This window comes from Apibacter sp. wkB309 (assembly GCF_002964915.1).
Classification (GTDB): domain Bacteria; phylum Bacteroidota; class Bacteroidia; order Flavobacteriales; family Weeksellaceae; genus Apibacter.
On the sequence record NZ_PSZL01000022.1, the window covers coordinates 637,213 to 662,964 of the forward strand.

General features: G+C 29.8%; 23 protein-coding genes and 1 riboswitch. Of the genes, 9 read left to right on the forward strand and 14 right to left on the reverse strand.

Translation table 11 applies throughout. The features are described 5' to 3' along the window. Positions 1–5: 5 nt before the first annotated feature. Entirely contained in the window at positions 6–383 is a 378-nt protein-coding gene (locus tag C4S75_RS08725; protein ID WP_105297909.1) for an RNA-binding S4 domain-containing protein, read from the reverse strand. Between the two features lie 72 nt (positions 384–455). Between C4S75_RS08725 and C4S75_RS08730 the strand changes: the two genes are divergently transcribed. Next, a complete protein-coding gene (locus tag C4S75_RS08730) occupies positions 456–1,154 on the forward strand; it encodes a hypothetical protein (RefSeq protein WP_105297910.1) in 699 nt (232 codons plus the stop codon). Between the two features lie 416 nt (positions 1,155–1,570). On the opposite strand, the gene C4S75_RS08735 is transcribed toward C4S75_RS08730, so the two are convergent. Then, complete coding sequence (locus C4S75_RS08735) at positions 1,571–2,131, reverse strand: 1-acyl-sn-glycerol-3-phosphate acyltransferase (RefSeq protein ID WP_105297911.1); 561 nt, start codon at positions 2,129–2,131, stop codon at positions 1,571–1,573. A 498-nt stretch (positions 2,132–2,629) separates the two neighbouring features. On the opposite strand from C4S75_RS08735, the gene C4S75_RS08740 reads away from it, so the two are divergent. Beyond that, on the forward strand, positions 2,630–3,583 hold the full coding sequence (locus C4S75_RS08740) for a glycosyltransferase family 2 protein (protein WP_105297912.1): 954 nt from the start codon (positions 2,630–2,632) through the stop codon (positions 3,581–3,583). Positions 3,584–3,586: 3 nt separating this feature from the next. Beyond that, complete coding sequence (locus C4S75_RS08745; RefSeq protein WP_105297913.1) at positions 3,587–4,612, forward strand: glycosyltransferase family 2 protein; 1,026 nt, start codon at positions 3,587–3,589, stop codon at positions 4,610–4,612. A gap of 106 nt (positions 4,613–4,718) precedes the next feature. Here C4S75_RS08745 and C4S75_RS08750 read toward each other — a convergent pair whose 3' ends face one another. Continuing rightward, complete coding sequence (locus C4S75_RS08750; protein WP_105297914.1) at positions 4,719–4,955, reverse strand: hypothetical protein; 237 nt, start codon at positions 4,953–4,955, stop codon at positions 4,719–4,721. 19 nt (positions 4,956–4,974) lie between these two features. Next, complete coding sequence (locus C4S75_RS08755; protein WP_105297915.1) at positions 4,975–5,307, reverse strand: MerR family transcriptional regulator; 333 nt, start codon at positions 5,305–5,307, stop codon at positions 4,975–4,977. A gap of 118 nt (positions 5,308–5,425) precedes the next feature. Continuing rightward, a riboswitch (cobalamin riboswitch) is annotated at positions 5,426–5,624 on the forward strand. A gap of 166 nt (positions 5,625–5,790) precedes the next feature. On the opposite strand from C4S75_RS08755, the gene C4S75_RS08760 reads away from it, so the two are divergent. The 3 genes from C4S75_RS08760 to C4S75_RS08770 all read left to right on the forward strand — a co-directional run bounded on the left by C4S75_RS08760 (position 5,791) and on the right by C4S75_RS08770 (position 10,637). Continuing rightward, the gene (locus tag C4S75_RS08760; protein WP_105297916.1) at positions 5,791–7,773 is read left to right on the forward strand and encodes a TonB-dependent receptor; all 1,983 of its coding nucleotides are present in this window, start codon (positions 5,791–5,793) and stop codon (positions 7,771–7,773) included. Beyond that, on the forward strand, positions 7,770–8,900 hold the full coding sequence (locus tag C4S75_RS08765; RefSeq protein ID WP_105297917.1) for a YncE family protein: 1,131 nt from the start codon (positions 7,770–7,772) through the stop codon (positions 8,898–8,900). The genes C4S75_RS08760 and C4S75_RS08765 overlap by 4 nt, the downstream gene beginning before the upstream one ends. Before the next feature lie 342 nt (positions 8,901–9,242). Then, complete coding sequence (locus tag C4S75_RS08770) at positions 9,243–10,637, forward strand: NADH-quinone oxidoreductase subunit N (protein ID WP_105297918.1); 1,395 nt, start codon at positions 9,243–9,245, stop codon at positions 10,635–10,637. 252 nt (positions 10,638–10,889) lie between these two features. Here the strand turns inward: C4S75_RS08770 and C4S75_RS08775 are convergent, their stop codons facing one another. Continuing rightward, positions 10,890–11,978, reverse strand: a complete 1,089-nt coding sequence (locus C4S75_RS08775) for an agmatine/peptidylarginine deiminase (protein ID WP_105297919.1) — start codon at positions 11,976–11,978, stop codon at positions 10,890–10,892. A gap of 99 nt (positions 11,979–12,077) precedes the next feature. Here C4S75_RS08775 and C4S75_RS08780 point away from each other — a divergent pair, with 99 nt between their 5' ends. Continuing rightward, positions 12,078–12,536 carry a GtrA family protein gene (locus C4S75_RS08780; protein ID WP_255410613.1) on the forward strand — a complete coding sequence of 153 codons (459 nt, stop codon included), beginning with the start codon at positions 12,078–12,080 and terminating at the stop codon, positions 12,534–12,536. Between the two features lie 154 nt (positions 12,537–12,690). On the opposite strand, the gene C4S75_RS08785 is transcribed toward C4S75_RS08780, so the two are convergent. The 9 genes from C4S75_RS08785 to C4S75_RS08825 all read right to left on the reverse strand — a co-directional run bounded on the left by C4S75_RS08785 (position 12,691) and on the right by C4S75_RS08825 (position 23,473). After that, positions 12,691–13,611 (reverse strand): LD-carboxypeptidase, encoded by a 921-nt coding sequence (locus C4S75_RS08785; protein WP_158254243.1) that lies wholly within the window; start codon positions 13,609–13,611, stop codon positions 12,691–12,693. A 100-nt stretch (positions 13,612–13,711) separates the two neighbouring features. Further along, the gene (locus tag C4S75_RS08790; protein WP_105297921.1) at positions 13,712–14,158 is read right to left on the reverse strand and encodes a heme-binding domain-containing protein; all 447 of its coding nucleotides are present in this window, start codon (positions 14,156–14,158) and stop codon (positions 13,712–13,714) included. A 43-nt stretch (positions 14,159–14,201) separates the two neighbouring features. Continuing rightward, positions 14,202–15,809: an Ig-like domain-containing protein gene (locus C4S75_RS08795; RefSeq protein WP_105297922.1), complete on the reverse strand. Its 1,608-nt coding sequence runs from the start codon at positions 15,807–15,809 to the stop codon at positions 14,202–14,204. A gap of 287 nt (positions 15,810–16,096) precedes the next feature. Then, positions 16,097–17,203 (reverse strand): DUF3810 family protein, encoded by a 1,107-nt coding sequence (locus C4S75_RS08800; RefSeq protein WP_105297923.1) that lies wholly within the window; start codon positions 17,201–17,203, stop codon positions 16,097–16,099. 2 nt (positions 17,204–17,205) lie between these two features. Next, a complete protein-coding gene (locus C4S75_RS08805; RefSeq protein ID WP_105298155.1) occupies positions 17,206–18,435 on the reverse strand; it encodes an FtsX-like permease family protein in 1,230 nt (409 codons plus the stop codon). A gap of 270 nt (positions 18,436–18,705) precedes the next feature. Beyond that, positions 18,706–19,410 carry a VIT family protein gene (locus C4S75_RS08810; RefSeq protein ID WP_105297924.1) on the reverse strand — a complete coding sequence of 235 codons (705 nt, stop codon included), beginning with the start codon at positions 19,408–19,410 and terminating at the stop codon, positions 18,706–18,708. A gap of 40 nt (positions 19,411–19,450) precedes the next feature. After that, positions 19,451–20,104 (reverse strand): DUF2461 domain-containing protein, encoded by a 654-nt coding sequence (locus C4S75_RS08815; protein WP_105297925.1) that lies wholly within the window; start codon positions 20,102–20,104, stop codon positions 19,451–19,453. A gap of 159 nt (positions 20,105–20,263) precedes the next feature. Further along, positions 20,264–21,796 carry a glutamine-hydrolyzing GMP synthase gene (gene guaA, locus C4S75_RS08820; RefSeq protein WP_105297926.1) on the reverse strand — a complete coding sequence of 511 codons (1,533 nt, stop codon included), beginning with the start codon at positions 21,794–21,796 and terminating at the stop codon, positions 20,264–20,266. 498 nt (positions 21,797–22,294) lie between these two features. Beyond that, complete coding sequence (locus C4S75_RS08825) at positions 22,295–23,473, reverse strand: sigma-54 dependent transcriptional regulator (RefSeq protein WP_105297927.1); 1,179 nt, start codon at positions 23,471–23,473, stop codon at positions 22,295–22,297. A 157-nt stretch (positions 23,474–23,630) separates the two neighbouring features. Between C4S75_RS08825 and ribA the strand changes: the two genes are divergently transcribed. Both ribA and pepT read left to right on the forward strand, forming a co-directional pair. Further along, positions 23,631–24,221: a GTP cyclohydrolase II gene (gene ribA, locus C4S75_RS08830; protein ID WP_105297928.1), complete on the forward strand. Its 591-nt coding sequence runs from the start codon at positions 23,631–23,633 to the stop codon at positions 24,219–24,221. 267 nt (positions 24,222–24,488) lie between these two features. Then, positions 24,489–25,736, forward strand: a complete 1,248-nt coding sequence (pepT, locus tag C4S75_RS08835) for a peptidase T (RefSeq protein ID WP_105297929.1) — start codon at positions 24,489–24,491, stop codon at positions 25,734–25,736. Positions 25,737–25,752: the final 16 nt, after the last annotated feature.

Consider the following 25,752-nt stretch of genomic DNA (forward strand, 5'->3'; position numbering starts at 1 on the left):
TGTATTTATTCATCTTCCCATTCCAGAGTATAATCGTCTAATTCTCTCCTATCCTTTTTGGTGGGCCTGCCTAATCCTTTTTGCCTGTAGTAGTTTTGCGTTTGTGTTCTTGATTTCATCATTTCAATCTGCTCAGGATCTGTCAGATCTTTTATATATAAAGGAACCAATTTTGCTCCTACCCGATTGGGAGGAATTTGTATAACTTGGATCGTATAGTCAATCTGATTTTTTCTAATTTTATACGTTTCACCAACTAATATTTCTTTTGAAGGTTTCAAGGGAGCATCATCTAAAAATACACGGTTTTTCTTACATTCTTCGGTAGCAATTGCCCGCGTTTTATAAAAACGCACACACCATAAAAATTTATCTATTCTCATTGGTTGAAAAAATTGGTCTTTAAAATTAAATTTAATTGTAAATTAGCAACTAAATTAACATATTTTATTTACATGATTAAAAAATCCCTTTTAACCGCCTGTATATTATCACTTTTATTTTTTGTTTCGTGTGGTAGCGATGATAATAACGCCTCAACCTTATCCGTTGATGAGCAAAATACAGCAGATGATATGGCTATTGTTAATTTTTTAAATAACTATTATTTTGATGATCTTGGGAAAGTAACCAAATTTTCTGATACGGTTACTCCAACTAATAAAGAGCCTTTGAGCAAAAATGCAATAAAATCTCCTTTAGGGTACTGGGTAGTTAAAAATCCAAAGGCAGATCAGGGTATAAACACATCCAATATAGCTGACGGTAAAAATAATATACTTATTCATTATTCTTTAAAATATTTTGTTGCTACCGAAGGAGGTAATGGATATTCAACCTTAAATACTTCATCAAGCACAATTGATAATTCAGGGGTTGCACAAGAAGACCCTTTCTTTTATAAAAAGCCCAAAAACGATACGATTCAAAGTGAAAACTATTATGTAATTAAAGGTATTGTTGACGGTTTAAAGAATTTCAAGCCAACTAATAAATCTAAAAATGACCTTTACCACGTATTACAAGGTTTAATTATCGTGCCTTCTCGATTGGCATACGGTAGAGAATCCAATTATATAAACAGTAAAGATGCTACTTTCATTTTAAATTTTGAATTGTATAAAGTTTGTCCTCAAGATCAAACATGTAATTAAATTTATATATTTTATATATTGTTTGAATCTATCGTTCAGACAATCATATAACCCATTGCTATCAACAATTATGCTCTGTTAATTATTGATGGAAGCTAAATTTAAGTTATTTTTTTTATACATCAAATAGATTTGCTGGACAAAATCACTAAAAGGTTCTTCTATATAATGCAGAAGGACATAGAAATCAATGACTTTTAATGCGGTGCAATTATCCAGATCATGAGTCTTATTACGATCATTCATAACGTTGATATATGTTATATATCGATCAAAATTACAGGCAATAATTATTAACAGAATATTCTTGCCGGAAATCTGATTTTTACAAATAAAATCTGAAATTTGCCGACTTGTTCCGCAATAAAAGAAGTCAAAAAAATATTTTTAATGTCTAGAAATTTAGATAATCCAATTTAATAAATTTTAGGATTATAGTTTTCAGGAAATTTAGCCATTTCCGGTTTATAAAAATCTTCTATTTGATCAAATATCTCTTCAATCGTTTGATTGCCGATATAAATTAATTTGGAAACACCGGTTACTTTATTTTTATAATCGGCATAGGCTAGAGCAATAGGAACATTCGCTTGCTTAGCTATATAGTAAAAACCTTTTTTCCATTGTAAGGCACGGGAGCGTGTGGCTTCCGGAGTATTTATTAAAGCCATCGAATCTGAATTTTTAATTAGTTCCGATGAATACTGAACCAAATTATTCCATTGACTTCGATCGACTCCTAAACATCCGAGTGCTTTGAAAAAGAATCCATACCAAGGTTTGGTATAAGCATCTTTAATCATTACTTTATAAGGAATTTTTAAACACCAAAAACTGGCTAAACAATAATATAAATCCCAATTAGAGGTATGAGGTGCACAAATTAATACGCATTTTCTTAATTCATTAACAGGTACTTCATTTTTAAATCTCCATCCCATAACGAACAGCATTAACCTTCCTAGTAATTTTTTCATAATTTGATTACTTATTAAAAATAATTAAAAAGTTCAGTTAATTTACATTAACTGAACTTTTTCACATGTATATAATTTTCTAATTAACTTAACATTGACATTATGTAATCCATAATAACTAACACCATCTTAAAAAGAATTTGTACCATGATCTATTTATTTTTTTCTGAATTAATTAAAACACTAAACTAAAAAAGTTATATTCAGGTGCTCTACATACTGTTATAAAAACCTGAGCTTTAATTATCAGAATCTCTACTATATATGAACGCCCTAAATTTTTTGCTAAATTAAAAATTTTCTTTGAATTTAACTCAAATTAATTATAAATATCTTAATAGAATTTTATTTATATTTTTAATTACTCCTATACATTTTTCGTTGCGGATACCTATAAGTTGACGTAAGACTCACTTTCTAAAATTTTTTATCTTAAAAAAAGCTGATATACACGGTTTAATTAAAAATATTTTACTTTTGTATTTATATATCTTACTTATGACTCCCTTGGTATCGGTTATTATGGCTGCTTACAATGCAGAAAAACATATATCTGCATCAATTGAATCGGTAATCAATCAAACGTATTCTAATTTTGAATTGCTGGTTATTAATGATGGCTCATCCGATAGAACTCAATCAATTGTAGAAGAATTATGTAAAAGAGATTCCCGAATCAAGCTTATTAACAACGATAAAAACTTATTTGTTATAAAATCCCGTAATATCGGAATTGAGAATGCTAAAGGTAAATATTTGGCCATATTAGATGCTGATGATCTTGCATTACCCAATCGATTGGAAAAACAAGTTGAATTTCTGGAGAATAATCCGGATGTATTTTTAATAGGAAGCAGTGCTCATATAATTGATGAAAACAATACTATTTGTAATAATTTTATAGCTTTAACCGATTATCATGAACTAAAAAGAAATATTCTCAAAAACAATTTATTCTATCATTCTTCTATACTTTTTAGAAACGAAAAAGTTTTTTATCGAGAAAAATTGATTTATTCGGAAGACTATGATCTCATTTTACGGTTATTTTCAGAAGGTAAAAAAATTGTAAATCTACCTGATATCTTAATATCATACAGACAAACCAATCATTCACTTTCTAAAACCAAAAACAGACTAGTGCAATGGTTGTTTATCAATAAAGCCCGTGAATTTTATAAAGAAAGGCTCAGTAATGGTAAAGACAGTTATGATGCGTTTAATCCACAATCATTTATTAATATAGAAGATATTCATTGCCCAATTAATAAAAAAGATTTGTTATATGCCATGAAAATTTGTTTTTACAGAAAAGATGCAAACCAATTAAAATTTTTAGTAAAAAAATATCGTAAGTATTATCCTATATCTTTAGATTATTTACTTTATTTTCTATCTTCCCTAAATAAAAATACTTTTAATCTCATTTGTAAAATTTATTCCAAACTTTAAACTATGGATATTTTAATTAAATCTTTTAACCGCCCCTTTTATTTGGACAGATGTTTAGCCAGTATCCAAAAATTTGTAATGGGTACTTATTTAGTTAAAGTATTAGATGATGGAACTCCTGAAAAATATCTAAATAAAATTAAATTAAAGTATCCATCCATTAAAATTATAAAATCTGAAAATTATACAGAAAAGGAAGAAGCAATTAAAGAAAATTTAAAGTCAGGAAAAGATATAAATGGTTTTAAAATCCCTACTCAACTGTGGATCAATTCAGTAAAAGAAGCTTCAGATTATTTCATTATAACGGAAGATGATGTTTGGTTTACGAGAAAAATTAATGTGAATGAAATCAATGAAGTAATGGAAAAAGAAAATATATCCTTACTCAAATTAGGTTGGTCGGGAAATAAAAATTTTGTTGATCAGTTTAAACATAATAAAATCAATTCCGATATAATTTCCATTTATCCGGATCTTTTTACTGCTCCTCCTTTCATTCTGAAATGTTTTTTTTATAATAAATATAAGTTTTTTAGCATTTTATACAAATTGGGTTTGGTATCTAACACTACTAAAACTAAATATTGGATATTAATTTCAATACTTATGGGTGTTCATAAAAAAGAATTTTGGCTTAAAACTTGGGAAAATATTAATGGAAAAGTTGATGAAAAAAAACAATTATACAATGCTACCCTGTATTTTAGAAAGCATAAACACAAAAACATGATCGCTCAATTAAATCATGAAGTTATGAAAACTACGTTTAATTCTTCTGCTACCAATTCCTATCATAATTATGGATTCGATTTTGATGTAAATCAACTTAATTATTTAATTAATGAAAAATGGTATAATGATGCATTTGATCCCATGCAAAATTTTCCTAAGGATTTCTCAGAAGATTACATCCTATCATTCTTGAAAAATGAAAATAATAAAAAAATAAAACCGGAAGAATGGAAAAAATGGTCAGAAAAATTTAAAAATCAATATAGGAACCAGGGGTGTGCTGTTGATGATTAAAAAAATATATCATTTATTAAATTAATCCAATCGAATCAATGAGCAAAAAAATAAGCAGTGATGTACTGCTTACTTTTTTAATATCATAATTTAATCTAAGAAGTCATTACTCCTCTTCATCATCTTCGTATTTTTCGATTTCAGCATCGCAAAAATCGAATGCTTGTTGAATCAATGAATTTACTTCATTAGCTACCTCTTCTTCTTCTCCTTCCAAATCGTCGAACCATTCAACCTCCTCTTCTTCTACATTTAATATAAATCTAGGATACTCTGTATGCACAACAAATAAATCTTCAGGAAAATCTGAATTGTCTGCCATTAAAAACTTAGGTAATTTCATATTGTCTTTATTTAAATTTTTATTCGTCTAATAATTCTTTTAACTTAATTAATTCTGCCTTCACTAACTCTAAACGAGCAATGATTTCAACTTTTTTGGATAAATTTTTTTGTGATTGTAAAACAACTTTTGCTCCTTCTAAGGTATATCCTTTTTCTTTTACTAAATGAAAAATTATTTTAAAATTTTCAATATCTTTTGGGGTAAAAAAACGGTCTCCTTTTTTATTCTTTTTGGGTGAAATACTATCAAATTCTTTTTCCCAAAACCTTATAAGTGAAGTATTAACATTAAAAGCCTGCGCTACTTCGCCTATAGAATAATATAATTTTTCAGGAAGTTGTACGTTCATTATTCAAATCTAATGATTTTTTAATTCAACTTACTATAGTTCGTTTAAAAAATTAATCTTTTTTTAGAATTATTAGTACGACCCAAATAATCAATAAAGATGCCCTAAAAATATTTATTTATATTTGCCTAAATTTGGTGATTGTTATTTACCGATAAATACGCAATCTTAAAAGGGAATTCGGTAAAATCCGAAACAGGCCCGCTGCTGTAATCTTCTAATACGTTTTAAGAGATATACCACTGAGGAGTTGGTTTCTTGGGAAGGTTCTTAAAATGAAGTAAGTCAGAATACCTGCCAAATTTAACTATAGTTTTACAAGCTTTCGTGGAACAAGGCTGAAACATTAAAAGCATTTCATATTCACTTTTCCTGTTTACTTTTCCGGAAACTAGTTTACTATATCTGTAATTTAGGATATTCGACTCCATGATGATGAACATCAATCATAAATATAGTGTATTTGCTTTTTTAATAAGCCTGATGAGTCCATTATCTTATTCCCAAGAAAAAAAAGACAGCATAACTGTAACAGAATTACAGGAAATACTGACAACGGGAAAAAGAAATGATAAGGGAATAATTCCTTTCCAAGAATTGAAAGGAAAAGAATTAGAAAATCTAAACAGCTCTTCGGTAGCTGATGCCGTACGATTATTTTCAGGAATTCAACTTAAAGATTATGGAGGTGTCGGAGGAATGAAAACTGTTAATATCCGAGGAATGGGAAGCGAACATGTGGGTGTATTTTATGATGGAATAGCAGTAGGAAATGCTCAAAATGGAATGGTTGATTTAGGAAAATTTTCCATGGATAATTTAGAATCAATTTCAATATACAACGGACAAAAAAGTCAAATATTCCAACCCGCTAAAGATTTCGGCTCTGCCGGAAGTATCTATTTAACTACCAAACGCCCTGTTTTTACGGGTGAAAAAAAAACTAATATAGGTGCCACTTATCGTTCCGGATCGTTTCATTTAATTAACCCCTCCCTCCTATGGGAACAAAAATTATCCACATTAATTTCATCTTCTCTTAGTATGGAATATATTAATTCAGATGGAAAATATAAATTTCAACAAAAGAAAGGTAATTGGGATACGATCGCTGTAAGACAAAATGGTAACATAAGTGCTTTTCGAACAGAAGGAAATTTATTTGGTACCCTACCTAATGGTAAATGGAATCTGAAAGGATATTATTATGATTCAAGCAGAGGAATACCCGGTGCCGTTTTAAAAAATTCTTATAAAAGGTATCAGTTTGCTCAACAATGGGATCGTAATTTCTTTTTGCAGGGTTCTTTTGAAAAAATAATCAGCACAAAATACAGAATAGCATTAAACGCTAAATATGCTCATGATTTTACCCATTATAAAAATTTAGAAGTTTTTAATGACCCTATTTGGGGAAATAAATTTTCCAATCATATCAATAATACTTATAAACAGGATGAACTATATATTTCTTCCTCACAACTGGTTACTTTATTTTCTTTTTGGGATATTTCTTTATCTGCAGATTACCAACATAACGGAATGAATGCCGATTTAAAAAATTTCGCTTCTCCTTCGAGGAATACAGAAATGATCGCTTTGGCTACTGCTTTTCATTGGGATAAAATTAAAATTCAAACAAGTGTTTTAGGTACATTTGTGCAAGAAAAAACTAAACACATGAACAGCATGGGTACAGCTTCAGACAGAAATGAATTTACTCCTGCTGTTTTCTTAAATTACCAACCTTTACATTCTAAAGATATTAGCATTCATGGTTTTTACAAGAGAATTTTTAGAATGCCAACATTTAATGATTTATACTATACGGATTTTGGAAATTCAAACTTAAAACCTGAATATACTAATCAGTTTGATGCAGGTATTCGTATAAATAAAAACTTTACTTCCGGTAGTTGTACTCATTTTGATTTTACTATTGATGCCTATTATAATACGGTCAAAGATAAAATCATAGCATATCCTAAAGGACAACAATTTCGTTGGACCATGTTAAATTTTGGTAAAGCACGAATAAAAGGATTAGATTTATCTTCTAAGACTTCAATATTAGTAAAAAACGTTTTAGTTTCAACCCTTGTAACCTATACGTATGAAGATGCACAAAATTTATCTTCTCCTATTTTAAATTATAAAAATCAACTTCCTTATATACCTTGGCACAGTGGAACATTTACTTTAGAAGCTGCTTACAGAGATTGGAATCTAAATTATAGCTTTATGTATACAGGAGAACGGTACAATTCTCCTTCTAATAATCCTGATAATCATGTAAAAGCCTGGTATACTCATGATATACAACTCTCAAGAGAATTATTTTTAACTCATATCAAATGCAAAGCATCTTTACAAATCAATAATATTTTTAATAAATATTACGACATAGTAGCCAATTATCCCATGCCGGGTAGAAACTATACGATCATCATTAAATTAAACATATGAAAAAACTAGAAACTATGGTAGCAAGGAAATTTTTAGTACCAATTTTAATAATTATTACAGGGTTCATTGTTTCTTGTAGTAATGACGATTCATGGTCTGAAGATGATTCAAACATTATATCCCAACCGGATGCCAAAAAAGGGTTATATATTTTGAATGAAGGTAATTATCAACAAAACAACTCTTCTCTATCCTATTTTGATTATGATACAGCCGATTTTTTTAATAACTATTTTACTAAAATCAACCCTGATCAAGGTGGATTGGGCGACACCGGTAATGATTTAAAAATTTATAAGGATAAAATGTATGCCGTAATCAACGGTTCCAATTATGTTGAAATTATGGACGCTAAAACAGCCAAACATATAGGAAAAATAACTATTCCAAATTGCAGATACATTACATTTAACGGCGACTATGCATATGTATCTTCATATGCCGGTTCTACTCCCAACGGACAAGGATATGTTGCCAAAGTTGATCTTACTAACGGCACCATTGTAAATGAAGTTACTGTCGGACGCAATCCGGAAGAAATGACTATTGTAGATAATAAGCTTTATGTTGCTAATTCAGGAGGTTATTATTCTCCGGATTATGACACAACGGTTTCTGTAATTGACATGAACAGTTTTACAAAAATTAATGATATCGAAGTCGGTAAGAACTTACATAGAATACGAAAAGATAAGAATAATCATATTTGGGTTACTTCAAGAGGCGATTATGCTAATTTAAAACCTTTCGTTGCTGTTATTGATCCATCGACTGATCAAGTCATCAATACACTGGATTTAGCGGTTTCAGACTTCACTTTTTATAAAGAAAAACTTTATTTTTATGGATCGGAATATTCTTCAGGAAAAACTATAAATAATTATGGTATTATAAATATAGATACACAAAAAGTGATAAGTTCTGAATTAATCAAAGAGGGTTCAAAGTCTGAAATTATGTCTCCGTATGGGATAATTGCCGATCCTGAAAATGGAAGCTTTTATATTGGAGATGCTATGGATTTTGTTTCCAATGGAAAAATATATTATTTTTCAAAAAATGGCGACTTACAATGGTGGAAATCAACCGGCGTATCTCCCGGACATTTTGCCTTAGTAAGTAAATAAATTTATTAAATTACTATAGCTTTAAAAAGTAAAAAGATTGTTGAAACAATCTTTTTACTTTTTTGGTACTATATCTTAATATCCTACCTATTATATAGCATAAAAATATTGCCGGAAAACTGATGAAAAATGGGTAAATAAATAATACTATTACTAAGTGTTAAGATAAAATCTATAAATTGGCAAGGCATCTGAAATTTAAAACAACTTATTATATTTCATAAATTTATCAAATATATCGGCGTTATTATAATACGATACTATTTTCATTTTTTAATTTCACAGTTTCATCAAAAATTGTAACTTTGGCAGCAAAACTTTACAAAAAATACTAAAAATATAATGAGCATCACCATCATTATTTTCGCAGCAGCCATTCTGAGTTTATATTCAGGTGTTTTCGGGCAAGGAAAATACTCTCAACCATTTGCAATTTTAGGATTACTTATCGCTTTGATCGTCTCTTTTTACGGAGATAGTCCTTTTTTCACACGATATGCGTCCATGTTTGCTTTTGATCAAACGGCCAAAATATTTACTCAAATATCTATTTTAACCACTTTGTTAATCGTATTCTTAGGAAAATATGCATTTCGTCTCATAGATCATCATCAGGCAGAGGTATATAGCTTAATGCTTTTTGCACTTTGTGGCGGTATAGTCCTTTTCTCCTACCAAAATTTAATTACTTTATTTCTAGGTATAGAAATTTTATCAATTCCTTTATATGTATTAGCAGGAAGCAATAAGAATGACTTACGTTCCAATGAAGCTTCTATCAAATATTTCCTGTTAGGAGCATTTGCAACCGGATTTTTACTTTTCGGAATTGCATTAATATACGGTATAACCGGATCTTTTGATTTACAAACCATTCGTTTATACAGCATACAAGCGACTCACTACCCTACCATGTACATAACCGGTATAATTCTATTGTTAGTCGGGTTACTATTTAAAATATCCATAGTTCCTTTTCATTTTTGGGCTCCGGACGTATATGAAGGCTCTCCTTCCCTAATCACGGCTTTTATGGCTTCCGTAGTAAAAATATCAGGTTTTGTTGCTTTATATAAATTGGTTGAAACAGCTTTTATCGGTCAATTAAACCAATGGCAATATATAATTTTCTACGCAGCGATTTTAACGTTATTATCTGCCAATATTGTAGGTGTATTGCAAAAAAATGCTAAAAGAATGTTGGCATATTCCAGTATTTCGCATGCCGGTTATTTATTGCTAATTTATTTTAACACGGATGCTAATTCTATCTATACATTAGCATTCTATTTATTAGCTTATTCACTATCAACTATAGGTGCTTTTATCAGCCTTATTTATATCGAAAGAATTTCAAATGGTATTACCGATATAAATGCTTTCAACGGGCTGGCCAAGAAACAACCCATCTTAGCTTTGGTAACTACAATCTCTCTTTTATCTATGGCAGGTATTCCGTTAACTTCCGGATTCATTGCTAAATTTACGTTGTTTTCACAAGCATTATATACTCAACCGATATTAGTCATTATAGCTATTATAGGATCTGCAATTAGTATTGGATACTATCTTAAGCTAATCATTGCCATGTATTTTAAACCGGGTTATAAAGAATTAAATGAGGCTAAAAAAGCTCCAATTATTTACAATGTTATTGCTGTTATATTGGTAATTTTAATAATCCTTTTGGGAGTTTATCCTGAACCAGTGTTTTCTTGTTTAGCTTTGGCTAATTAAGAAATAAACAGTTTTAATGGTTGGGCATTATAAAATTAGTTCAACAATATCATTTAAAAAGATACGTATAATGATATATCATACAAATAAAAAAGTCGCAATATAATTGCGACTTTTTTATTTACTTTAATTTGTTAGAAACTAGCATTTTTATCTCTTCATTTGTAAATCAAAAAGTGTTCTTTGTTTCAGATAATTTGGGTTCAAATTAAATCGTTAAAAAGATCCATTCCACTTTTTTAATTATAGCTATTAAATCGCCGGTTCCTGTTGACTCAAACAATGGAAACTACCTAATCCCCAAATGATATCAGTGGAATCTATTCCTATTACATTTCTATTAGGAAAACATTTTTTTATGATATCCAACGCTCGTTTATCATTTTCACCATTAAAAATTGGTACAATCACTGATTTATTAGCTATGTAAAAATTTGCATAAGAAGCAGGTAAACGACATCCATCGTAATATACCGGTTCGGGCATAGGTAATTCTATTACTTGTAAAGGAGAACCATCGGGAAGTTTCATAGCTTTTAATTGTTTTAGATTATGTTGTAATATGTGATAGTTTTCATCATTTTTATTATCTTCTACCACAGCAAGTACGGTATTTTCATTTATAAAACGTACGGTATCATCTATATGACCATCTGTATCATCGCCAACAATTCCCTCATCGATCCATAGGACTTGATTTACTCCATAATAATTTTTTAGATATTCTTCAATTTGACTTTGACTTAAATGAGGATTTCTGTTTTTATTAAGTAGACATGACTTAGATGTTAGTACCGTTCCTTTACCGTTAAACTCAACGGAACCACCTTCCATCACTATGTCCGAATTAAAAACAGGTAATCTTTCTTCTTTGGCTATATGAAGAGGTATTTCATTATCCAAATCATAAGGAGGATATTTATCACCCCAGGCATTATAATTCCAATTTACAATGGCTTTTTTATGTTCTAATGAATGGGGATTAATTACAAACGCAGGACCATGGTCGCGACACCATGCATCATCAGTCGGATGAATGTAAAAATTGATCATATCCAAATTAGCATTTGTTTTTTCTATATAACTCATGGCAAAGTCTTTCATCTCAACACTAACCACATTTATATTAACTTCTTCCCCTTTAGATACCTCTGCTATAAATTGCGCATATGGGGCATAGATTTTTTCAATTTTACCCGGCCATGATAATTCTTTGTGCGGCCAAGATAACCAAGTAGATTTATGAGGATAAAATTCAGCCGGAAAAAAGAATCCCAATTCTTTAGGAGTTTTATTTAAAAATTCTTGCGGAGTATATTTCATATAATCTTTGCTTGACATATTCAATCTATGTTTTAAATTATTATTTATTTAATCCAAAATTACAGAAATAAAAAAAATTAATCTATTTTTGTAAAAATTTTTAATAATTTCTATTAAGTGATCACTTCCATAAATAAGCACAAAAAACAATTAGTTTTGTTTTTTCTAGCAGGAGCCTTAAGTGCCGTAATTGAAATTTTTTGTATGAAATTACTAAGCTTGCCTAATATGCTGCCTCATTTTTTTTCCTTTGAAAACAAGTCCAACGCCTATCCATTATCCAATCTTTTATCTACCGGAGCGGGTATTTTAAGCAATTATTTTTTTAGCATTCGCTATGTTTTTGAACGAGGCAAACATTCCAGAAGAAAGGAATTTGTATTATTTTTTAGCCTTTCTATAATTACTATGTTTATGAGCTGGGGAGCATTTGCGTTTTTTCATTTCTTCGTTAATAAACCCATTAATTTTTACTTTTATACTATAGGAGACATAGTATTTTGTAAAGCTGCCGCTATTTTCGCAGTATCTATAATCAATTATATCGCAAAAAAGAAAATAGTATTTTCTAATTAATAAAAATTTATAATCTTATAATCTAAATACAGTATAACATTTACTGTATTTAGGATTTTCATGCTTTGAGGTAAGTTTTAAGCTTACAGATGGTACTTCCTTTTATATATAATCGGATCTGAAATATTTATTTTCTATAAACTATATCTATTTATTACATTGTATTTCTAAGAAAAACCTTATCTTTTTGTATATCTAGAATTATGTTTCCTCCCATCATTAAGGCGCGTGTATCGAAAATATGTCCCCCGGGAAAACCAAATGCCATGGGAATATTGTATTTTTGAAATCGTAAAGCAATAATTTTATAGGCTTCTTGATCAAACGGTTCATCATAGAATTTATTTTCATCTTTTGAATCCATTTTCGTAAAAGCTCCTACCAGTAATCCTTTAATTTTATTAAGTACTCCCGCTCTTTTCAATCCGATCAGCATTCGATCAATATGATAATAATTTTCATACCAATCCTCCATAAATATAATTTTATCTTCCCAATGATCTAAGGATCTACTTCCTAACAGACTGTATAAAATCGATAGGTTGCCTCCTGTCAAAATTCCTTCAACTTTTCCTGGTTTATTAAAAGAAGTGCTTTCTATTTCATATTCAAGTTTTCTATTCTCTAAAGCATCCACAAGGGTTGTATAGGTTTCATCTGACTGTCCTTGCGGTAATGATTTACAAACGGTTGCATGTAAAGTAGGAATTCCTCTTCTATTAAAATGCTGATGAAAAACCGTATTATCCGAATATCCGATTAACCATTTAGGGTTTTCTTTAAATTTATTCAATTTTAAAAAATCCACTAGTTGCACTCCTCCATAGCCGCCTCGGGCAAACCATATAGCTTTAGCTCGGGGATGATCTAATGCCCATTGCAAATCTTCCAACCTTTCTTTTACTGTTCCCGAATAATTATATCCGAAATAATAATGATTGAATGTATTTTTACCTATTTCATATTTCCAGCCTTGTTTAGTAATTAAATCTATTGCCGGTTGAATGTCCTCTTTTTTAACTGCTCCTGCCGGTGCAACAATTAAAATAGTGTCTCCTTTTTTAATAGGTTTCATAAAATTATGATATAAACTCATTACTATCCTGTTCTATTGATTGATTTAATATTCCTTTTACATTTTCCATCTAACAGGTATCTACAAAATGTATGCATTTTTAATTTTTTATGCTACATTGTGTACGAAACCAATTAAGTAAAAGGATAAAATCTTCTTCCGATAAATTCGCCTCTTTGTGCATCCAAAGATAACTGTTGAGGGGCATGGTTTTATTTTCAATTACTCGGTATAGGGATGAATTAATATGTTCTTTCTGATAACGATTATATTTACCATATTCTGAAAAATTAACGTATTCTTTTCCTTGATTTACATGTTCTTTAATAAACCATGATACAGGAGCAATGGATGAATACCATGGATAATTTACTTCATTGGAATGACAATCATAGCAGACTTTTTTTAAAATTTTTTGTATTTCAGGAGTTGTATGTGTTATTTGGTTATAGTCTATTTTTTTGTTAACCGATGGATTTTCTTTATCTATTTGAATTAATTGAAAAGATAAAAAAATGATAATTCCATAAAGCAATACTTTCTTCATGAGTAATCAATTACCGTTTATAGTTTAAATATGGATACTGAATTTATAAAATCCAAACTTCATTAATATCCCATAAGGGTCTGACATCGATAACATTGGGATATAAATAGGTAGGTTCTGCCGGTTTGAAATTTTCCAGATCTGCCGGATCCCAAATTCCGTTATTATTCTCATCCACCAATATACGAATCAAATATTTTCCCGGTTTCATGTTTTGAAATATAAAAGTATCTTGTGATCCATAAATATTTTCCAATACTTCGTATTTTTCATTTACCAGTTGAAAGAAAAATTTTGAATCAGGCTTATTTTGTAATCTGATACTTAAATTTCCAAATTCATTCTGCTTTTTGGTTTTAATAACATATGACAACGTATCTTTATTAGTTTGATTTAAAAAATCTTTAAATGATTGATCTTTGATGGTAACCTTGTATTCTGTATCATAAGATACAGGAAATTTAATAGCAATATTTTTAGCATTTAAGGAATCTATTTCCGCATTAAAATTTATGGGTTCATTATTTTTACTTACTTCTATTCTGTTTTTGTCAATCCGATCAATATAATTGGAAGCTTTTAACATAAAACAGGTAGTGGGTGAAACTTCTTTTTCGATGGGGGTAATTGACAACTCTGACTTTAAGGTATTATCATATAATAAATTAAGCGTATCTACTTTTTGAAGGTATTTTAAAAGTAATTTTATTCTAAATTTCTTATCTGTTTTTTTGAATTCTGCATTATTAAAATATACATATAAACTGTCGGCAAAGGGCTGATGTTCTATTTTATAAGAAGGAAAATCATGATCAACAGGAGTTATACTTAACTTATCTGGGTGTCCTTTAAATTTAACTTTTATTATGCCTTGTCCCTCTTGTTCTGCTTTTAAAACTTTATACGATTGCTTTACAGGAGACAATACTAATGAATAAGTTTCCGGATACAGAGGATTAATATCTTTTGCTGCAAATCCCACCATTTCTTTATCCGTGTCAGGAATTAAATTTGAATTTAGATCATTAAATGCCAATAATCTATATTTTCCTTCATGCAAATGTTTTAATCTGAAATTTCCTGCAGAATCTACTCTTGAAATGTAATACGGTTTATTTTTTAAATTTATGGAATCTTTACCTGATTTATCTTTTTCAATCTTATACAAGGATACGATCGTTGGGTTTGCCAATTCTTTTTTTAAACTTTGCCTAACCGTACCATTAACTTGTAGACTATCAATTGTATTTCCCGTAGAAAATGTATAGGAAAAATTGTTTAATTTATTTCCTTCGTTATTATCTTGAATACTCGATCCAAAATTGATAGTATAGGTAGTATTCAGAAGTAACGGTTCATAAAAACGGACGGTTACATATTTCCTAGCCGTACCAACAGGAGAAATGGTTGGGGTAATTGCGGGAGGTGGTGAAATGATGACCTGTTGTGCTATGTCTTTCAAAATCACATATTCGTCAAAATTTAATACAATTTCTTTAGTATTAGGATTAACATTTGTAGCTAATGTATCCGGTTTAGAGCCTAAAAATTTAGGAGGTGTAATATCTTTAGGACCTCCGCTTGGACTCCCAACACGTGCACATGAAATTATTAGGCTGCTTACTACAAGAATTTTTATTATTTTATACATATACAAAGTTTAGTATAGTGTTTACAAATATACTTATTGTGTCCCATTGTCAAGTATTTAATTCTTAATTTATCTTCATCGATGTAAATTTTTGTTTTATACTATAAAATAACTGATTTTATTGATTCAACAAATTAGGATAATATGATGTATGACCGGGCAATAAAGTAAAGGGAGGAACCGGGTATGATATTAACTATAACCGGTTGATTATTTGCAAAGTTTATGAGATTAGTGAAGATATAAATTTATATAACTATATACTATTGCTACTCTTAATTTTTATTTTATTGAATTAAAGGGTTTTCTTTTAAAAACAAGGAAGGATATTGTTTTTTGTAATAGCTGACAATCATTTGTGATACAAGATTATAAGCAATAATTCCCTCTTTTTGCGAATTTGATTTAAGGTATATATTATTCATATAAGAAAATACATCTGATCCTAACCCTGACATTCCCAGATAATATTTTTTTTCTTTTTCTCGATCCAATTTCATTCCTTCCGAATAATTTCTTAAAAGTAAATGCACAAATGCAGAATCATTTACATAGATCTCTCGCAATAGATAATTTAACGCTTTATATTTAACACTATATTGAAAATCTTTATTAGGTGAAGATTCTCCCATATAAAAGGAATAAAAGTTTGCTTCATCTTCTCTGGCTACTCCTACCTGATGTCCCATTTCATGTGCTATGGTAAAGGGGATCGATGTATCGGGAATTCCTTCAGCAACTTGAGCTTCTCCTGTAAATGGATTATAATATCCCAGTATTCCCAATTTAATTAAAATGGGATTAAAGATTGATTTTTTAACGTTTTCGCTTTGTCTCGGAATACCATAAAAAGCACTTTGTTCTTGATTAATTATTTGAATCATTTTTTCACGGTTGACCGTAAATTCTCCTTTTTTATTGTTGGAAACCTCTTCCTTTAACTTAACACATTCATTCAACAAATGTCCCGCAACAATTTTATAATCAATTAGAAATAATTTTTCTTGAGAATTTTCATATTGAGAGAAATTTCTATAATTGTATAAAAGCCCAAAAGACAACATAAACCATCCATATAAAATGTTTAAAAGAAGTAAGATCTTTATAAAACATGCTGTTATTTTTTCTTTCTTCTTTTGTATAAAAAAAACGAATGCTTGTATCAAACATGCTAAGATAAATACGGCTAAAATTATATAAAATATATCTCCTATTGAAATTGAAATATTTCCGAATATTGAATTTAAAAAAAACTTTACTTTTATTATAAAACGACAATACCAACTATCGGTCGGATTTAAACTCAATTTTATAACTTGAAATATGAAAAATTGCAACAAAAGTGAAGATAATAAACCGCTTATACTTACTTTTATTTTCTTCTTAATTAACATATTTATTGAAATTTTATAGCCTTTATAGGAGATATTTTAGTTATTAAATAAGAAGGTAAAAGTAATACTATTCCGCTAATAACTAAAGAAACCAAAGATATAATAAAAATATAAAAGAAATTTATGTAAACCGGTACTGAACTTACATAGTAATTATCAGGATTCAGTTTTATAACCTCAAAATACTTTTGAATATATAACAATGCAATAGCAATACAATTTCCCACCAACAATCCCGGAATCATTATGAAAAGAGTATAATTTATAAAAATTTTTCTAATTTGTTTATTTGATGCTCCCAACGTTTTTAACATTCCTATTGAATTGGTTCGCTCAATTATCAAAATAAGAAGAACCATGATAATATTGATGACAACTACAACCATCATAATCGACATAATTATGAAAATATTGGTATCAAAAATACGTATCCAATCATTGATTTGTGAAAATGTTGTTGTTGCCTTTTCTGCATAATTATTAAATCCGGCACATTCTTCAATTTTAGGGAAAACCGTGTCTAAATCTTCAATATCTTTTATAAAAATATCATATCCTCCTATATCATCTCCGTTCCAATGATTTAATTTTTGGATATGCTGTATATCTCCTATCAAAAAGACATCATCTATTTGTTTTATGTCTGTCCTGAAAACCCCTTTCAACGTAAATCGTCTGTAAATAGGTGTTTGATTTTCTCTTACAAAAAACATGACAAAGGTTGAATCAATATCCAGCTTCATTTCTTTGGCAATTTTTTCGGACAATATCACCTCATTACTTATCGAATTTTTAGAATATTTGGGAATTTCCCCTTTAATCATGAACTCTTTAAATCGTTTGCGGTCAAAATCTTCTGAAACTCCTTTTAAAATAACCCCGGCAAAACTTATATCTGTTCTAATTACGCCGCTTCGGGTAGCATATTCCTGAATATTGGAAACCTCCGGGTTATCTTTTATTTTTTCAAGCTGTACATTTTTTCTATTTAGTTTGGAACTGTTGAATGAATTGTTACTGTCGTAACTTCTAATGGTGATATGACCGTTGAAATCAGCCATTTTTTGTTTAATGGCTTTTTTAGATCCAAGCCCTATAGCCATAGTTAAAACAGATACTACGATACCTATTGCAATAGCCGTTTGACCGATACGAATGATGGTTTGCGAAAGATTATTTTTATTACTTTTTGATAAAGCTATTTTTTTGGATATAAACCAGGTAAAATTCAACTCGGAAATTTTTTTCAAATATAAATAATTGTTTACTATTTTAACCTTTTTTAGCCTATTTCGTTATATAATCGTGGCTTTTAAATTTATGTGTATATATATTTTCTATAAATTGAATCATTCCATATTATTTTTAGTTAGTATTTATTGTAATCATTAATGATTTAAAGGTTTAATTGTACCTTAACTAAAATACAGGTAATACATTTGATTTCTGAAACATTCCATTAGATAAAAACAATTTAACAGATTAACTCTTATGAATTTATACTATCCGACTTGAACGCCAAAAAGATGTCCAACTAAGGCTGCTAAACCCATTGAAAGAGTGCCCCAAAAAGCAATTTTGAACATTCCTTTTAGCATGCTATACCCTCCGGTCTTTGCAGATATGGCTCCAAGTATAATAAGAAAGATAATTGAAAATAAATATTGCATTAAAACCATATGAGTGAGAGGTGCAAAAATCGACAGAAGTAAAGGTAAAATTCCACCCGATAAAAAAGAAAATAAGGATGCTAAAGCTGCTTGTAAAGGACGAGCTTTAGATATTTCATTAATTCCCAGCTCATCCCTTGCATGGGCTGCTAACGCATTATGATTTGTAAGTTGTTCAGCTACTTTAATTGATAGTTCCTTATCTAATCCCCGTTTTTGATAAATTTTAGCTAGTTCTTGTAATTCTACCTCAGGTGTCGCATCTAATTCTCTTTGCTCTCTGATTAAATCCGATTTTTCAATGTCCTCCTGGGAACTCACCGAAACATATTCTCCTGAAGCCATAGACATGGCTCCGGCAATTATACCCGATACGGCAGATAAAATAATAAATTCTCTATTGGTACTAGCTGCTGCAACTCCTATTACTAAACTGGTTGTAGAAAGTATACCGTCATTTGCTCCTAAAACTGCTGCACGCAACCAACCGATCTTATGAACATAATGTTTTTCTGAGGTATAAGATTTTTTTTCCATCATAATGAATTAATCATCAATCATTATACCTTAATTGGATTTATTCGTGGGCGAATTCTTCTAAAAATTCGTAAATCGGATGCATAATTTTATATAGATTCGTAGCATATTCTATAAAGCTTTTAGTAAATAATTTTTCTTGGGCGAAGGGTTTGGTTACATAAAATCGTTTTAATTTCAAATATTCAACTGCAGGGCTTTCTATATCAAATCCTACAGGTACTCTTTTTAAAACATCGGAATCTCTGGATAAATCGCCAATTTCTTTTTTGAATTTGCTTTCAGATAGAATCGATTTAAATTCTTCAAAATTTTCTTCAATACCTTTTCGAACGCTCTTTAATTGTTTTGGAGTTAAGTCATAAAATCCACAGCTTAGAAAATTATTATTCGGTTGTATGTGTATATAAAATCCTGATCCTTTTTTTTCATTGAATACCGCACCAAAATGCGTTTTATAAGGAGTTTTGTCTTTAGAAAATCGTATATCTCTATAAATCCTGAATATACATTTTTTTGGATTTAAATATTTAGTTTGGATATCAAATTGAGAAATTGATTGAAGCAGCTCAGTCACTAATTGCTCAAAATCTTTGCGTGAATTTTCATACCAGTCTTTATTTTCAGCAAACCATTCTCTATTATTATTTTTAGTTAATTCTGATAGAAAATTTATAGATTCTTTATGTAACATGCCATTTTATTTACTATATACAAATATATCAATAAACATTATATTTAATTATAAAAATATGAACATTTAGTTATCTTGTCCATTTATGCATGAAATGTTAAAATAAAAAACGTCCTGAATTGAATTAATTCAGGATGTTTTTTTATATCTATTATTTTATTATTCCCATTCAATAGTAGCCGGTGGTTTAGAAGAAATATCATAGGCCACGCGATTTATACCTTTAACTTCATTGATAATACGATTAGAAACCAATTCTAAAAATTCGTAAGGGAATTTTGACCAAGTAGCCGTCATAAAGTCTACAGTATTGGCTGAGCGTATCACTGCTGTATATTCATATGTCCTTTCATCCCCCATAACTCCAACCGATTTTACGGGTAAAAGAACTACAAATGCCTGACTTACTTTATCATATAAATCGTGTTTATTTAATTCCTCTATAAATATATCATCTGCTTCTTGTAAAATTTTTACTTTTTCTTCATCAACTTCACCTATCACGCGTATTCCCAAACCGGGTCCGGGGAATGGATGACGGTATACCAATTCTTTTGGAATGCCTAATTCAATACCCACTTTTCTAACTTCATCTTTAAATAATTCTCGCAAAGGTTCTAGTAATTGTAGATTAAGTTCATCGGGTAATCCGCCTACATTATGATGTGATTTAATTACTGCTGAAGGTCCTTTTATAGATTTAGATTCTATTACATCGGGATATATAGTTCCTTGAGCAAGGAAATCTATATTTTCCATTTTAAATGCTTCTTCTTCAAAAACTCGTATAAATTCATTGCCTATAATTTTTCTTTTTCTTTCCGGCTCATCTACACCTTTAAGTTTAAAGAAAAATCTTTCTTCCGCATTTACTCTTTTTATATTCATATGGAAATGCTCTCCGTACACTTTCATCACCTTGTCTCCTTCATTTTTACGCAATAAGCCCGTATCTACAAAAATACAGGTAAGTTGATTTCCTATGGCTTTATGTATTAAAACAGCTGCAACGGAAGAATCCACCCCTCCTGATAGACCGAGCATTACTTTTTTGCTGCCAACTTTCTCTCGGATATTTCTGATTTCTGTTTCTATAAAATCAGAAATTTCCCAGTTTTTACTGCATTGACAAATATCAAAAACAAAATTTCTTAATATATGCTCTCCATAGTCACTATGGGAAACCTCAGGATGAAATTGAACAGCATATATTTTTTTATTTTCATGAGCAATACATGCTATAGAATTAGTGGATGTTCCAATAAGTTCAAAACCTTCGGGTAATTTAGTTACTTCATCGAAATGACTCATCCATACTGTAGAGTTTTCAGGTAAATTAGTCAGTAACGGAGTATTCTTAACAATTTTAAAATCAGATTTCCCATACTCTCCTTTTATTCCTTCCGATACTTCGCCTCCTAAAATTTTAGCCGTAACCTGCATACCGTAGCAAATTCCCAAAACCGGTATATTTTGCTCGTATAGTTCCTTTTCAACCAAATGAGCATCCTTTGAATTTACGGACGAAGGACCTCCGGAAAGTATAATTCCTTTAGGTCGATGTGATAATATTTCTTCTAATGGAGTATAATAGGGTAAAATTTCAGAGTATACACCAAATTCGCGGATTCGACGTCCAATCAATTGATTATATTGGGAACCGAAATCCAAAATGATAATTCCATTTTTCATTAAGTATCGTATAAATATATTTTTAATGCCACCGATGAACTTTATTAAAATAAAAACCTTATGATAGGTATGTGTGTACTTAAAATCAGTTTTTATTAAACCGAAATTAATGTATATATTTTTCAATCATTGGTTTAAATACTTCAAAATGAGTTCCGGCTGAATTTTAAATTAAATAGGGTTTTACTTTTAAAATTTTGCAAATTTAAAAAATTTATAATAGATTTCTACATTCAGCATTTACGGCTTTATAACATATTTACTCCATATAATAAATATATGTTAAATTATGGTAAAATGTATTTAATTTATAGTACTATTATCTACAATTAATTAAAACCAAATAATTATTTAAAATAACATAAATAATTCAATATTTAGCCCTATTGAATATATTTATATAAATATATTTTAATTTATATTATACAATTTAAAATTAGTAAAAGAAAATAAAATTATAGATTTTATAAAATAAAAGTCTTTTTAGCTGGATTAGTATTAACAAAAATTTATAACATCTTGTTTAGTGATTGTATCTCCTCCCAAAATAATTAATCTCTCCACAACATTCCTTAATTCTCGGATATTTCCGGTCCATTCAAAAGTTTTTAATAATTCAATAGCTTCTTTATCAAACTTTTTAACTTTAGAACCCTGTTCTTCTGCAATAATTCCTGAAAAATGTTCAATTAACAGAGGGATGTCTTCAATTCTGTCTTTCAATGCAGGAACTTTTAGTTCAATAACAGACAATCTATGATACAAATCTTCTCTGAATCGTCCTTGTTTAATTTCTTCTTTTAAATTTTTGTTCGTTGCAGCAATTACACGAACATCTACAGAAATTTCATTATCACTACCCACTCTGCTAACTTTTCCCTCTTGTAAAGCTCTTAAAACTTTTGCCTGAGCTGATAAACTCATATCACCTATTTCATCCAAAAACAGGGTTCCTTTGTCTGCTAATTCAAATTTACCTTGCTTATCTTTTACTGCTCCCGTAAAAGATCCTTTCATATGACCGAAAAGTTCGCTTTCAATTAATTCAGAAGGGATAGCAGCGCAATTTACTTCGACGATAGTCATTGCGGCTCGATCACTTTTTTCATGTATGGAATGAGCTACCAATTCTTTACCTGTACCATTGGGACCGGTAATTAATACCTTGGCATCTTTTGCAGCTATTTTATCAATTATTTCTTTAATTTCGTTTAGCTTTTTAGAATTTCCGATCATTTCATACTTCTTGCTTACTTTCTTCTTTAGTATTTTATTCTGAGAAAATAACTTTTGGTTTTCAGTGATCAAATTTTTCTTATCCAATGCGTTTCTTACTGCACTTAATAACCTGCCTAAATCCGGGGGTTTAGGAATATAATCAAAAGCCCCTTTTTTAATACAATCAACTGCAATTTCAATAGTACCGTGTCCCGAAATCATAATAAAGGGCAATAAAGGTTTTTCTTTCATGACCTGACATAATAATTCCTCACCGTCCATCTTTGGCATTTTGATATCACAAATTACGAGGTCATATTCATTCTTGTCAATTAATTGCTTAGCTTCCAATCCATCTTTAGCCTCATCAATCTCAAATTTTTTATTTTCTTCAAGCAGTATGTTTTTTAAAACTCTTCGTATAGTTTCCTCATCCTCAACAATTAAAATTTTTGTCATAAATTAATTTATTTGTACTTACAAAGATACTGCTTTTAGGTTAAAAATTGATTGCTATATAGTTACTCATTTAGATTTATCCTAAATAAAGTTCATGAATACTGCCAATTTCACATATCAATAATTGTATTAATTTTGCTATTTGTAAATAATGAAGATGAAAAGACAAGCGGAAGCTAATTTACCCACCGAATGGGGAGAATTCAAAATAATAGCATATTCGGACAATGAAAACGATTGGATGCCTCATCTGGCAATGATCAGTAAAAATACGGATTTAAGAAAAACCGTAAATATTCGTATACATTCTGAATGCATTACAGGAGACTTATTTCATTCGAAACGATGTGATTGTGGAAAGCAATTAGATGCTGCCATGAAATATATCCATGAAAATGGAGGGGTTCTCCTTTATTTAAGACAGGAAGGTCGAAATATCGGAATTATTAATAAACTTAAAGCATACAATCTTCAAGACAAAGGACTCAATACTGCTGAAGCTAATATTGAATTAGGATTTCCTGCCGATGCAAGAGATTTTAAAATTGCCGTGGAAATTTTGGAGGACTTAGGTATTCAATCTGTAAATTTATTAACTAATAATCCGGAAAAGATATCATTTATAAAAGATAGTTCGATTAAATTAGTTCATAGAATCCCTCTTGAAATTAATCCGGAAAAAGAAAATTTAGAATATTTAAAAACTAAAAAGGATTTCTTCGGTCATTTTCTAAATAATATTTCTTAAAAAAATATATTTACTCCATTAAAGTAAAATTATTTACAACGTGAGTATTTATATTATTTTTTATATTTTATACTAAATTTTAGGAACTATTGGTTTTCATTTAAATTAAAATCTAATGATTTTAATTAAAAATATAACTAATTAAATGATTTAATTCCTTTAGACCCAATAAAAAGTTTAAGTGTTCATCTATATCATTTATTAAATCTTTTAATAACAAATATATTTTTTTATAAATTTGATGAAATTATCACTATCTATTAAATAATGTCAACAAATTTAACCTCACATTGGGAAGATAAACTTCTTAATCGTTTCTTAAAATATGTTAGCTTTCATTCAACCAGCGAAGCAGGTATAGAAAAAATACCCAGTACTGAAAGACAATGGAATATAGCCAACTACATTTTCAATGAATTAAAATCCATAGGATTGGAAAATGTTTCCATTGATGAAAACGGTTATGTTATGGGTTTTATTCCTTCAAACAGTTCTCAAGAAATACCCACCGTGGGATTTATATCTCATTATGATACTTCACCGGATTTTTCAGGAGAAAACGTAAAACCTAAAATTTGGAAGAATTATGATGGTAATGATTTACTTTTAAATGAAGTCACCGGTTTTACATTAAAAATTACTGAATTTCCTGAGCTTAAAGATCACATGGGAGAAACTTTAATTACTACCGATGGAACCACCTTACTAGGAGCTGACGATAAAGCCGGAATTGCAGAAATAGTAACCGCTGCGGAATATTTATTACAGCATCCCAAAATTAAACATGGAAGAATAGCCATTGGATTTACTCCCGATGAAGAAGTTGGAAAGGGTGCCGATTTGTTCGATGTAAAAAAATTTGGTGCTAAGTGGGCGTATACTGTAGATGGCGGTGAAGTTGGCGAGCTGGAATTTGAAAATTTTAATGCCGGAGGAGCTGTCATATCGATTACCGGTAAAAGTGTTCATCCCGGATCTGCTAAAGGAAAAATGATTAACGCGGGCTTACTGGCTGTTGAATTTGCAAATGCCATGCCTTCAGATGAAACACCTGCAAACACCGATGGCTATGAAGGATTTTATCATTTGACAAAAATTACCGGTAACGTTGAAAAAGCTCAATTGCAATATATCATTCGAGATCATGATTTCAAAAAATATGAATCAAGAAAAGCCTTTATGAAGGATGTTAGCACGAAATTTAATTCCAAATACGGCGAGGGAACTTTTAAGATTGAAATAGAAGATCAATATTTCAATATGAAGGAAAAAATTGAAGATAAAATGTACATAATTGACATTGCAAAAACCGCAATGGAAAAGGTTGGAGTTACCCCTAATATTAAAGCAATCAGAGGAGGCACAGATGGTTCGAAACTTTCCTATATGGGATTGCCTTGTCCGAATATATTTGCCGGAGGTCTTAATTTTCACGGACCTTATGAATTTGTACCATTAGAATCTATGATTAAAGCAACTCAAGTAATAATAGAGATTTCTCAAAATATAAAGTAAAAATTAAAATTCACTC